General features: G+C 34.3%; 7 protein-coding genes, 2 pseudogenes and 1 riboswitch. Of the genes and pseudogenes, 8 read left to right on the top strand and 1 reads right to left on the bottom strand.

Annotation, left to right across the window (positions count from 1 at the left end; translation table 11 throughout):
* Positions 1 to 27: 27 nt before the first annotated feature.
* Positions 28 to 186: pseudogene (locus ACM6HU_RS12800) on the top strand (phospholipase); the annotation flags it as partial.
* A 418-nt stretch (positions 187 to 604) separates the two neighbouring features.
* Here ACM6HU_RS12800 and ACM6HU_RS12805 read toward each other — a convergent pair.
* Positions 605 to 3037: a PAS domain S-box protein gene (locus ACM6HU_RS12805; RefSeq protein WP_088094430.1), complete on the bottom strand. Its 2433-nt coding sequence runs from the start codon at positions 3035 to 3037 to the stop codon at positions 605 to 607.
* Between the two features lie 378 nt (positions 3038 to 3415).
* Positions 3416 to 3564, top strand: a riboswitch (cyclic di-AMP (ydaO/yuaA leader).
* 141 nt (positions 3565 to 3705) lie between these two features.
* On the opposite strand from ACM6HU_RS12805, the gene ACM6HU_RS12810 reads away from it, so the two are divergent.
* From ACM6HU_RS12810 to ACM6HU_RS12840, 7 genes and pseudogenes are all read left to right on the top strand, one after another.
* The gene (locus tag ACM6HU_RS12810; protein WP_016114433.1) at positions 3706 to 5532 is read left to right on the top strand and encodes an APC family permease; all 1827 of its coding nucleotides are present in this window, start codon (positions 3706 to 3708) and stop codon (positions 5530 to 5532) included.
* A gap of 667 nt (positions 5533 to 6199) precedes the next feature.
* The gene (locus ACM6HU_RS12815; protein ID WP_414848221.1) at positions 6200 to 7336 is read left to right on the top strand and encodes a histidine kinase; all 1137 of its coding nucleotides are present in this window, start codon (positions 6200 to 6202) and stop codon (positions 7334 to 7336) included.
* A gap of 233 nt (positions 7337 to 7569) precedes the next feature.
* Positions 7570 to 8442: pseudogene (locus ACM6HU_RS12820) on the top strand (HBL/NHE enterotoxin family protein); the annotation flags it as partial.
* 383 nt (positions 8443 to 8825) lie between these two features.
* Positions 8826 to 9773 (top strand): sugar-binding transcriptional regulator, encoded by a 948-nt coding sequence (locus ACM6HU_RS12825; protein WP_016114436.1) that lies wholly within the window; start codon positions 8826 to 8828, stop codon positions 9771 to 9773.
* Positions 9774 to 10241: 468 nt separating this feature from the next.
* Positions 10242 to 10913 carry a deoxyribose-phosphate aldolase gene (gene deoC, locus ACM6HU_RS12830; protein ID WP_016114437.1) on the top strand — a complete coding sequence of 224 codons (672 nt, stop codon included), beginning with the start codon at positions 10242 to 10244 and terminating at the stop codon, positions 10911 to 10913.
* A 111-nt stretch (positions 10914 to 11024) separates the two neighbouring features.
* Complete coding sequence (locus ACM6HU_RS12835) at positions 11025 to 12206, top strand: NupC/NupG family nucleoside CNT transporter (protein WP_016114438.1); 1182 nt, start codon at positions 11025 to 11027, stop codon at positions 12204 to 12206.
* Between the two features lie 48 nt (positions 12207 to 12254).
* Complete coding sequence (locus ACM6HU_RS12840) at positions 12255 to 13556, top strand: pyrimidine-nucleoside phosphorylase (protein ID WP_016114439.1); 1302 nt, start codon at positions 12255 to 12257, stop codon at positions 13554 to 13556.
* The last annotated feature ends 7 nt before the right edge of the window (positions 13557 to 13563 follow it).

A 13563-nucleotide genomic window follows, 5' to 3' on the forward strand; every position in this document is an offset into this window, starting at 1 on the left:
CCGATAGTAAAACTCTCACCTTAAAGTTCAACGAAAGGTTGGTTCCTAAAAGCAGCTGTATCACAAAATTCTGCTGATAAATGGCGTGCTGAAGTAACACCGGTAACGGGAAAACGTTTAATGGAAGAACAGCGTATTACAGATGGATATATCCATTTATGGTTTGATACGTACGTGAATCAATAAGAAATAAACTTATACATGACACAAATTAATATGAAAAGAGAGGAGCTCTTACCAGAAAGGTCCTCTCTTTCTTTTTCTATTAAGTTCATTTGATCGATCTGTGTATTACAATCATGTTTGGTATACCAATTGTCTGTGCGACAAGGATGACCTTATTAAGATACGGCAACGATTCTAGGAATAATTCACCATATCTAAAAATTTTCCCATTTATGTTTCAAATTTGCTAGTATTTTTACACCATCACCAGCTTCTAATAGATATTGTTCTTTGCTTTCGAAAAACAAATTATTCATAATATTCAAAAGAGAAAAAGTTTCTTTTTCTAAACTATAGAAAAGAAACTTTTTCGCTTTTGAGATGTTTTTATTTTTCATTTCATGGTGAAAGGGTGTACCTAAAAAGATGAATAAGAGCTTTAATTTTTGAGAGTAGCTATGGGAAGATTTATATTAACTATTGTTCCTTTCCCAACTTCGCTGTCAATAAGTATCTTTCCTTGGTGCTTTTCAATCATTTTATAACAGATCATTAATCCTAAACCGATACCATCTTCTTTAATACTATAAAATGGCTCTCCTAGATAAGGTATACGATCTTTTTCAATTCCGCATCCGTAATCAGTAAATCGAATGTTTACCTGGTTTTTATCAGGTATATATTCGATTTGAATCAAGATTTCCCCTCCCATTGCTGTCGCTTCAATCGCATTTTTTAAGATATTTATAAAAACTTGCTTTAATTGATTTCCTTCACAAAGGATGAATGAAGTATCAGATGTAAACTCAGTTGTAATTTGTATGTTGTTCATCATTGCTTGAGGCTGAAGTATCATTACAACTTGTTCCATTAATACATTAAGATCATTTGTTTTAATTTCTAACGCCTGAGGCTTTGCTAGCGCCATAAATTCATTTGTAATACTGTCTATTCGCTCAATCTCTGATAACACGATATCTATATAATGCTCATTGTCCTTATTTTCTGTTGATTTTAGTAAATGCATGAATCCTTTCATTGCTGTTAAAGGATTGTTAATTTCATGGGCAATTGCAGTGGCTAATTGACCTACTACAGCAAGTTTTTCCGATTTTCTTAATAATTCTTCTGTTTTTAACCGTTCCGTGATATCTCGAGAGATACTTAAGAAAACGTTTTTGCCATTCAAGTTAAAAACACGGACACCAAACTCAGTTGTTATTGTTTTTCCTGTTGGAAAAACAAATTCATCTTGCAAAGTGAAAGAAGTTTGCCCTTCTCTAATTTTTTCTATTACTCTTTTGACCATTGGAGAATCTGGCGGAACGGTACTAGAAAATGGCATCGAGAGAAGCTCTTCTCTACTATATCCAAATCTTTTACACCCAACAGGATTTACCTCTATAAATCCTGTTGGAAGTTGATCCTCATTCAGCTCTACTACATATACTGCGTCAGTTGCTTGTTCGATTAGTGCACGGTATTTCATTTCACTGTCTTTTAATTGTTGATGTAATCGATGGAGTTCTCTTTCTGCTTGTTTCCTTTCAGAAATGTCTCTACAAATTCCTGATAAAGCAATTACATTGCCCCTTAAATCTAGAATGGGTGAAACCGTCAAGCTTACATCAATGAGAGTTTTGTCCTTGCGTTGTCGCACTGTTTCTAACTTAGTAATAAGAGGATCTTTTGCGGTAATGTTTTTAATATTTTCTAGAGTTTGATCCATTAAAAAATCTGGTACGCAAGGTAATTTTTCCCCCAAGATTTCTTTTTCTGACCATCCAAATATCTTTTCATAAGCTTTATTGGCTTGTATCATGTGTCCGTCTAAATCAAATATAGTGATAGCATCTACGTTATGATTTATAAATGATTCCAGCCGTTCTTTCGTCACCTTTAGTTCATCTTCCGCATTTTTTCTTTTCGTTATATCAACAGTAGAACCAACTACCTCAATAACTGTTCCTTCTCGTTTAACAGGCCTAAGAGAGAAAAGGATAATAGTCTCATCATTTGGCCATGGCAGTTCGAAATTGACTTCTTCACCATCCCATGCCTGTTGATAATATTTTAATAGTCGAGGAAGTAAATGAAATGGAACAATGGAAGAATCTATGGTCAGTAAACTTTTTCCTACCACTTGTTTGGAGTGAAACCCATGGTGATAAAATAACTGCCCATCACATAAAGTGTGGATAAAATCCCCATTTTCTTTTTTAAATTTAAAAATACCTCCTTGCAATTCATGTACGGTATCCCTTAATTCTTGCTTGGATTCTAGTAATGTTTCATTCGCTTTAGTTAAATTTTGTGTTAAATAATATAATTTTTGATAGGACTCCATAAGAAAAATACTGATCAATAGTCCAGAAGATATAAATAATGTACCTTGAATGTCAAAAAGTATAAGAGGTATAGAAGGAAAAAAGAACCCGAATACCAAATGGATCATAGCTATATAAACAGCTAGATAGAGAAAGACTCTCTTAAAGGGATGAAGCTTCTTGAGATATGTTTCAAAAATAGTATATATAGTAGCTATTCCTAAAGACACAATCAAAGATGGTCCCCAATTACCACCAAGATAGAAAATGCGCATAATTATAATAAATGTTATTGTAATCCAACCAGCCGTACGACCAAAATAAATGTACGAAATTATAAGAGGAGCCATTCGGAGATCATAAAACAATCCCATGTGCTTAAAATTAAAGACCATCAAAATAGCAGCTATGATACCGGCAACTACTCCTCCATATAGCTGGTTTAATTTAGAATTAATATTCAAAATCAACACTCGAATAAATATAGCTGAGCTAACTAGGAAAGCAAAAATGGATAGATTAATGAAGAATCCCTTGAAAATCATGTAATATTCCTCCTCCTATTGAATATATTCGACAAAAAGTAAGGAAATCCTACAAATAAAACGGGTTTTAGATTTAATATTTCGAACAATAGGAGTATTAATAGGGGAACTGATAGAAGTAATCGATGGGTCTAGATATATGTATACTGTAATTGAAAAAAGGTGAAGTCTATTCATTAATAGATAGCGTATATATAAATAATTTGATTGTGGTGTAAAAACTTCAAAAGCTAATTTTATATGATGCATTATATTCATTTACGAAGTAATATCCTATATAATCATCACAATTTTTCTATTTCTAAAAATTTAAGCTATTGTTTAAAAATTTTTGTTTACTTTTTCTAAATAAGGGAGTATGATAATCGACAGTTTCGAATTTCTAAATCGCTGAAACCTGATGGTACGGGGGAACCGTTTTTGTGGATTGATATATAATTCAAGGGGTGAATCCTTGCAAAAGAGGTAGGGCTACTCACAGGCCCGAATCCGACAGCTAACCTCGTAAGCGTTATATGAGAAGGAAGGTGGAGCTTGTGCGACAAAAAAATTAATGTCTACAAGTCTATTTGTTATGGCTTGTAGACATTTTTTGTTTTCTGAAAAATAGTATATTAATTTGACTAAAAGAGAAATGTACGTACAAAGTTATTGGAGAGTGGACAGCAGTGGTTTCAACTATAAAGAGGTTTTTAATTGGAAGACCATTAAAATCAACCGAATTAGGAGAGCAAAAGCTTAATAAAACGAAAGCGTTAGCGATTCTATCTTCTGACGCATTATCATCGGTTGCCTATGGTCCGGAGCAAATATTAATTGCTCTATCTACAGTGGGGGCGTTAGCATTTTGGTATTCTATTCCAATCGCAATAGGAGTCTTAGTTTTGCTAACAGCTCTAATTTTGTCTTATAGACAAATTATTTTTGCGTATCCTCATGGGGGAGGAGCGTATGTAGTATCAAAAGAAAATTTAGGTGTGAATCCAGGGTTAATAGCTGGAGGTTCCTTATTAGTAGACTACATTTTAACGGTGGCAGTAAGTGTATCTGCAGGTACAGATGCACTTACATCTGCTTTTCCTAGTCTACATGCTCATAATGTGGTTATTGCTATTATCTTTGTCTTATTTATTACAATTTTGAACTTAAGAGGAGTAACGGAATCAGCTTCTGTTTTAGCTTATCCCGTTTATTTATTTGTTTTAGCGTTATTTATATTAATCGGTGTAGGTATATACAACATTGTAACAGGTGAAGTCTCACCTAATTTGCATACACCAATTGGTACACCAGTAGCAGGGGTTAGTTTGTTTTTACTCTTAAGAGCATTTGCATCAGGTAGTTCTGCTTTGACAGGTGTTGAAGCCATTTCCAATGCGATTCCAAACTTTAAAGATCCGGCTCCTAAAAATGCTGCTAAAACGTTACTTGCGATGGGCTCCTTACTTGCAGTGTTATTTTCAGGAATCGTATATTTAGCTTACTATTATGGTGTTACTCCAAGTGAAGAGGTAACAGTTGTTTCACAAATTGCCGAAGAAACATTTGGACGGAACTTCATGTATTTCTTTATTCAAGGAACAACAGCGTTGATATTAATACTTGCTGCTAATACTGGTTATTCTGCTTTTCCTTTACTAGCAGTTAATCTTGCAAAAGATAAGTTTATACCTAGAATGTTTACAGTTAGAGGAGACCGATTAGGGTATTCAAATGGAATTATCATACTTGGAATTGCTTCAATTCTTTTAATTATTGCTTTCCAAGGGCAAACGGAACATCTCATTCCACTTTATGCAGTAGGCGTGTTTATTCCATTTACGTTGTCCCAGTCTGGAATGGTGGTAAAATGGATTCGTGAAAAGCCTAAAGGGTGGATTTTAAAATTAACGATTAATTTAACGGGTGCTATTATTAGTTTTATAGTTATGAGTATGTTCTTTTTAACTAAGTTTGCACAAGTTTGGACAGTGTTAATTTTCTTACCTGTCATTATCATTGTTTTTCATCGAATTAGAAAGCATTATGAAGCAGTAGGTGATCAATTAAGTCTTAGAACTTGTGAACCAATTGTGCCGATTCAAGGGAATGTAATCATTGTTCCTGTTGCTGGCATGACTCATGTAGTAGAGAACTCATTAAATTATGCTAAATCCCTTTCACCAGATCAGGTCATAGCTGTTTATGTTTCTTTTGAAAGAGAAGATGAGAAGAAGTTTGAAGAAAAATGGAAGAAATGGCAGCCTGGAGTTAGGCTGGTGACACTACATTCTCATTACAGAAGTATTATTCAGCCGCTAACTAAATTTATTGATACAGTTCAATATAAAGCTAACGAATCAAATTATCGGGTTACTGTAGTAATACCGCAATTTATTCCTAAGAAAGGTTGGCACAATATTCTTCATAATCAATCGAGCTTACTGATTCGCGCATTCTTGCTGTATAAGAGAAATGTAGTTATTACGACGGTACCTTATCATTTGAAAAAATAAAGATTATAGAACAAACAATTTCTAAGGTAGCTTTACTTATGTAGAGCTACCTTTTTATATTAATAGATTGTATACCTAATCTTTGTTTTAAATTTGGTATTTCGAAGCTGTTTACGATCCCAAAATTTATTTTTCCTAACGTTGTTAAAATTCCTCCCGTTTATTTTCACCAATTCTTTGAACGACCTCGGTTTTTTAAATGATTATCCATATTTTATGAATGTCTTTAATTAATACAATAAAGATATATAGTTTTTGATTTTTCCTTTAAGAATATTATTCCAAAAATGAATTTTCCACATCTACATTCTCCATTAAGTAAAAGGGTATAGTTTATATATGTTTCTCCATCCCAATCTACATTTTTAAGAAGTAATGATAAGAAGGGAAAGGATTTGGTTTATAGAAGTGTAAGGAGAGGCTATATTCGTGCACAAATAATTTTAAAAGTATGCCAGGAAATCTTTGATTTATCAAGAAAAATGTAATTTAAAATCAATTATATAAAGCAGAATCTTGGGGGGGGAGGGATATGAAATTATAATGTATATCATATAGTAGGGAGTAGGTTTTAATAAAAGTTAAACAATACGATAGTCACTATATTTTCAATTAGGAAGAAAAGAACATGAAATTTCTGCCTCGTTTTGTCCGATATTTCCACCGTTTGCAGTGGAAACTGACTTTATTTTACGTGTTAACAACCATTGGTGTTCTATTAACCCTTGAAGTGGTAGGCTTTCTTATTTCACTTAGTCTAGTGAAATATAATGCTGACCAAATGTTTGAACAACAGATAAGCATACAGGCCCAAAATATATCTTCTAACTTTAATGGACCATTGATTAATCAAAATCAACTGAAGAAGGCTTTAGAGGATTGGCCCATAGAAGTAGGGACCGAATTCGATGGATTTTCTGTGGTGACTGATCCAAACGGGAGATTACTCGCAAGTGCTGGAGAGAATGTGCCCCAGTTTATTGATTTTAAAGCAGAATTCCCTGCGAAAGTTTATCAAAATATATATACAGCTCTGTCACTGAAACCATCCGAAGCACGTAAATTAAAAACATATAGCTATCATAAAGGTGGGGTTTTATATATTGTTGCTCCGTTATCTAATGAGAAAGATGTTCTTGGGGTATTAGTAGTCAAAGCAGAAAACATACATTTTTCTTTGGTCGATTTTTGGAGGGCTACTTTTCAGTTTTTTGGATTTAGTATTTTAGCTTTCTTTATTGGTGCAGCAATTGTTGGTATTACCTTTGGAATTATCACCTCTCGAAGTCTCGTTCGTCGTATTCAAAAGATATTAAACTCTACAGATCAATGGAGTCAAGGAGATTTCACAACATTTATACATGATCCTTCAAAGGATGAATTGGGGCAGTTGGCACGTAAGTTGAATCAAATGGCGAAACAATTACATACCTTACTTAGAGTGCGGCAAGATTTAGCGACACTTGAGGAACGCAATCGATTAGCTCGTGAGCTACATGATAGTATTAAGCAGCAACTGTTTGCTACATCTATCTGGTTAAATACTAGCAAATCTTTTATCGGAAAAGATGATGATACCGCTAAAGGCCATTTGTTAAAGGCAGAAAACTTGTTACATCAAACGCAGAGGGAGCTAAGTGTATTGATTCGGGAATTACGTCCTGTCCCATTGGAGGGGAAGAATTTGGCACATGCATTAAAAGATTATGTGGGGATGTGGCAAGAACAAACGGGTATTATAGTTAATTTGGAGACAAGTGGACAGCAACATGTGCATCTGTTCTTATCACTCTTGCGGGATTAAAAATAAGTCCGATTATCATTTTGAAAATATTGGACGGTTCAATCAATACTGGAAATTGGGGAGAATTAGGACCTTCACTATTTTGGCTTCCATGGGGAGTAGCATTAGGGCTAGCAACCATTGCTTATTATCAAAGAAGGCGGGGACAGTGTAAATATTGTAGAAGATTTTAGTATTATAACTTTCTAATAGAAGGAGTTGTTCTTTCATGTTGTTAAATACTGAGAAAAAAAGCGAAAACAATTCGGAATCAACAAGAAACAGATTTGAGTAAGATAAGTTCAATAAATGGTGATTTAAAAGAAAATATGCTTAAGCATCAAAAAGAGGCAAAAACGAATGCAACATATTGGTTAGATGAAATGAAACCTCAAATTATGAAAACAGATCAAAATATAGTGGAATTTAATGGGACGGTTCAATCTTATTACAGCAGTCTAATAGCAGCTGTTGACCAGAAAAACAGAGAGAAATTGAAATCCGATTTAGAAAAATTATACAATATCATTTTGACTAATCAGAGTGAAGTGGATAAGCTATTAGAAAATCTAAAAACGTTTCGAAATAGAATGGCGGAAGATACAAAAAGCTTTAAAGGTGATGCAAATCAATTAACAGCAATTTTAGCAAGTACGAATGCTGGAATTCCACTTTTGCAGCAGCAAATCAATACTTATAATGATTCAATTAAAAAAAGTAATGATATGGTGATTGCTGGGTCAGTGCTTTGCGCGGCGTTAATTACGTGTCTTGCAGGTGGACCAATGATTGCTGTTGCCAAGAAAGATATTGCAAATGCAGAGAGAGAAATCGAAAATTTAAAGGCGAGAATTTCTGGGGCGCAGGCAGAGGTAGCTATTTTGACTGATGTGAAAAATAAAACAATAAACATGACGGAAACAATTGATGCAGCCATTACTTCTCTTCAAAATATTTCGAATCAGTGGTATACAATTGGTGCTAAGTATAATAACTTGTTACAAAATGTAAAAAGTATCAGTCCTGAGGAGTTTACCTTTATTAAAGAAGATCTGAATACAGCTAGAGATAGCTGGCAGGATGTCGAGAATTATACAGAAAAATTACATGAGGATGCAGTGAAATAAAGTAAGACTCTAATCAGTGGGGTGGCCTCCACTGATTTTTTGTTTTGGTTGAAGTTTGAAACGAGGATAAATAGAGGTTTAAGGAACCTCATATGCTTTAATTCAAGGGACGGAAAAAAGAAATTTATTAATAGAGATTTTTTCCAAAATAAATAAAGTGAAGGATTTTACGGGCAGTAAGACTCCCATCTAACTTCATTACTTTTGCCGAATTTTAAGGTGGGAGTCTTACTGCGCACAAATAGCGGGATAAATTTGAATGCAGTTACTCTGAAAATGTTGGCTATCAATTTAGATGGTCGAATTTTCTGGAATAAAGCGGTATAATGCTTGTAAGTATGATGTATTTGAGTATAGAAAATGTAAGGAAGGATATATTTAGTATGGATAAAGAAAAACAACAACTAAGCGTTGAAGTTGCAAGATTATACTACCAATCTGATTATAGCCAACAAGAAATTGCTAATAAATTGAATATCTCCAGACCAACCATTTCAAGACTGTTAAAATATGCGAAAGAAAAAGGGTTTGTTCAAATTCATATAGCGGATCCATTTGCTGATTTAGATAATGTAGGTAACCTACTTAAAGAAAAATATAATTTATTAGAAGCGCACGTCGTATTTTCCCCTGTACCAGAGTACACGGCGATTACGGAGTATATTAGTAAGTATGCTGCTGAATATATGGAGAAGACTGTTACAAATGGTGATATCGTTGGTGTGAGCTGGGGAACCACTATGTATGAAATCGCGAGAAAAATTGTGCCTCAACATGTAAAAGGGGTAGAGGTTGTTCAATTAAAAGGGGGTATTAGTCACTCAAGTGTTAATACGTATGCGAATGAAACAATTGCTTTATTTGCAGATGCCTTTCAAACGACACCTCGAAATTTGCCACTCCCAGTTATATTTGATAATGCAGTGACAAAGGAATTAGTAGAACAGGATAGACATATTCATCACATTATTGAAATGGGAAAACAAGCGAACATTGCAATTTTTACTGTGGGAACTGTACGAGATGAAGCGTTATTATTCCGATTAGGTTATTTGGATAAGAACGAAATGGACATATTGAAAAATCAAGCTGTTGGTGACATTTGTTCACGCTTCTTTGATGGAGACGGTAATATTTGTAGTGAGGAAATTAATAAGCGTACAATTGGAATTGATTTAGAAGAATTAAGGTTAAAGAAACGTTCTGTTCTGGTTGCTGGAGGTTCTCGAAAAGTGAAGGCAATTGATGGTGCGTTAAGCGGTGGGTATGCAAATGTGTTGATTATAGATCAGCATACCGCGAAAGAACTTTTAAATTATAAAAAAGGTTAAAAAAGAAGGTTTCTCAAAAGTATAAATTTGAGAAACCTTCTTTTCGTATGTGGCTGTGCAACATGTGCGTTTTTCAATGAAAATTTCATGATGAAATAATGGTTTGGATAAGAAATTTGTGAAATAGATTTTTTTATCCCGCATTAACGGGCAGTAAAACTCCCACCTTAAAATTGGGCAAAAGCAAAGAAGTTAGGTGGGAGATAAGCTGCCCGTAAAAGCCCGATTGGTGAGGGCTAATAATCAGTGGGATGAAGAAAACCCCCACTAATTAAAGTTTCACTTTATGAATGAATAAATTTTGTGTTTTATGAGGGAGCTGTTAATATGGCAGCTCCCTTTTTGTGTAAATTTTAAAGACTTATTTCAATATCTCAAAAAATGTTGAACAAAATTTCAAAAGTGTGTTTACATTTGTTCAAAGTGGAGTTAGAATGAAGTTGTTAAAAGATATGAGGAGTGAAGAAAATGAACATTGCAAAATTAATTGATCATACAGTTTTAAAACCGAATACAACAAAAGAAGATGTTATGAAAGTTTTAGAAGAAGCAAAGAAATATAATTTCGCTTCTGTTTGTATTAATCCTACATGGGTAAAATTAGCCGCTGAAGAATTAGCAGGCCATGATGTGGATGTTTGTACAGTTATTGGATTCCCTTTAGGTGCAAATACAACTGAAACAAAAGTATTTGAAACGAAAGATGTAATTGCAAAAGGTGCAACTGAAGTAGACATGGTAATCAATGTTGGTGCTTTAAAAGATGGCGATAATGAATTTGTTGAAAACGATATTCGTGAAGTTGTAGAAGCTGCAAAAGGAAAAGCACTTGTAAAAGTTATTATTGAAACTTGCTTATTAACAGATGAAGAAAAAGTTCGTGCTTGTGAATTATCTGTAAAAGCTGGAGCTGATTTTGTAAAAACTTCAACTGGATTCTCAACTGGTGGAGCAACTGCTGAAGATATCGCATTAATGCGTAAAACAGTTGGAGAAAACGTTGGTGTGAAAGCATCTGGTGGTGTTCGTACACGTGAAGATGCAGAAAAAATGATTGAAGCTGGAGCTTCTAGAATCGGTGCAAGTGCAAGTGTTGCAATCGCATTAGATGACAAAAATGGTGTTTCAGATAATTACTAATCAATAAAAGCTAGAAGCAATAGGTACACGGGTGTTAAAAAGGCATGGTGTATCTATTGCTTTAATAATTGAAAAATATGTAAGCGGATACGGAAAAGGAAGGGAAGTTTTATGAAATACTTAGTAGGTATCATAGGTCTCGTAATTATTTTAGGTATCGCATGGCTTGCTAGTAATAATAGAAGAAAAGTGAAATATCGTCCTATTATAACGATGATTGTACTTCAGTTTATTTTAGGTTTCTTACTATTAAATACAAGCATCGGGAATGTACTAATTGCTGGAATTGCAGATGGTTTTGGACAATTGTTAAAGTATGCTGGCGATGGTGTTAATTTCGTATTTGGTGGTTTGGTAAACCAAAAAGAATTTTCATTCTTTTTAGGGGTATTAATGCCAATTGTTTTTATATCAGCTTTAATTGGTATCCTGCAACATATTAAGGTATTGCCATTTATTGTGAAATACATTGGTTTAGCTTTAAGTAAAATAAATGGGATGGGGAAACTTGAATCGTATAACGCTGTGGCTTCAGCGATTTTAGGACAATCAGAGGTGTTTATTTCTGTTAAGAAGCAGCTAGGTCTACTATCAGAAAGAAGATTATACACATTATGTGCGTCTGCAATGTCTACGGTTTCTATGTCTATAGTTGGATCATATATGGTGTTATTAAAACCGCAATACGTTGTAACCGCTTTAGTGCTTAACTTGTTTGGTGGTTTTATTATCGCTTCGATTATTAATCCTTATGAGGTTACTGAAGAAGAAGATATGTTAGAAGTACAAGAGGAAGAGAAAAAGAGCTTTTTTGAAGTGTTAGGGGAATATATAATAGATGGTTTTAAAGTTGCTATTACAGTAGCGGCTATGTTAATTGGGTTTGTTGCATTAATTGCTTTCATTAATGCAATTTTTAAAGGAGTAATTGGTATCTCATTCCAAGAAATCCTTGGCTATGTATTTGCGCCATTTGCTTTTATTATAGGTGTCCCTTGGCATGAAGCTGTTAACGCAGGTAACATCATGGCAACGAAACTTGTATCAAATGAATTTGTAGCTATGACAAATTTAGCACAAGGGAATTTTAATTTTTCAGGCAGAACAACAGCAATCATATCAGTGTTCCTTGTTTCATTCGCAAACTTCTCTTCAATCGGAATTATCGCCGGTGCTGTTAAAAGTTTGAATGAAAAACAAGGGAATGTAGTAGCAAGATTTGGTTTGAAATTACTCTTTGGTGCAACTTTAGTAAGCTTTTTATCAGCAACAATAGTTGGTTTAATATATTAAGAATTTAAGAGCTAGACGAATAAAAAATAAAAAGGATTGGTGATTCAGATGAGAATGGTAGATATTATTGCGAAAAAACGTGATGGTAAAGAATTAACAACAGAGGAGATTCAATTCTTTATCAAAGGGTATACAGATGGATCAATACCTGATTACCAAGTAAGTGCACTGGCAATGGCTATCTTTTTCAAAGACATGTCTGACCGTGAACGTGCCGATTTAACGATGGCTATGGTGCATTCTGGAGAAACAATTGATTTATCTGAGATTGAAGGAGTTAAAGTAGATAAACATTCAACTGGCGGTGTTGGTGATACAACAACATTAGTGTTAGGACCATTAGTAGCTGCTTTAGATGTACCAGTTGCAAAAATGTCTGGTCGTGGTTTAGGTCATACAGGTGGTACGATCGATAAATTAGAAGCGGTAGAAGGCTTCCATGTTGAAATTACGAAAGAGCAGTTCATTGAATTAGTGAATCGTGATAAGGTTGCGGTTATTGGACAAACAGGAAATTTAACACCTGCTGATAAAAAAATATATGCACTACGTGATGTTACGGGAACAGTAAATTCAATTCCGTTAATCGCAAGTTCGATTATGAGTAAAAAAATTGCAGCTGGTGCTGATGCAATTGTTCTTGATGTTAAGACAGGTGCTGGTGCATTCATGAAAACAGAAGAGGATGCGAAAGAATTAGCACACGCAATGGTACGAATCGGAAATAATGTTGGACGTCAAACGATGGCTGTTATTTCAGACATGTCACAACCTCTTGGTTTTGCAATTGGTAATGCTCTTGAAGTACAAGAAGCGATTGATACATTAAAAGGGGAAGGTCCAGAAGATTTAACGGAATTAGTACTTGTATTAGGTAGTCAAATGGTTGTACTTGGGAAAAAAGCGAATACGTTAGAAGAAGCACGTGAAATGCTAAAAGAAGTTATGAAAAATGGAAAAGCAATTGAGAAGTTTAAGGAGTTCTTGAGTAATCAAGGTGGAGATAGCTCAATTGTAGATCATCCAGAAAAGTTACCACAAGCTAAATATGTAATTGATGTACCTGCTAAAACTTCAGGTGTAGTCTCTAACATTGTGGCAGATGAAATAGGTATTGCTGCCATGCTTCTAGGGGCAGGTCGTGCAACAAAAGAAGATGAAATTGATTTAGCAGTTGGTTTAATGCTACGTAAAAAAGTTGGTGAAGCTGTAAAAGAAGGGGAACCACTTGTTACGATTTACGCGAATCGTGAAAACGTGGAAGATGTAAAAGCTAAAATTTATGAAAACATTTCTGTATCAGAAAAAGCTGAAACTCCTAACTTAATTCATACAATTATAACTGATTAATGATTCG

This window comes from Bacillus sp. IT-79MI2 (assembly GCF_949768135.1).
Taxonomy (GTDB): Bacteria; Bacillota; Bacilli; order Bacillales; family Bacillaceae_G; genus Bacillus_A; species Bacillus_A pseudomycoides.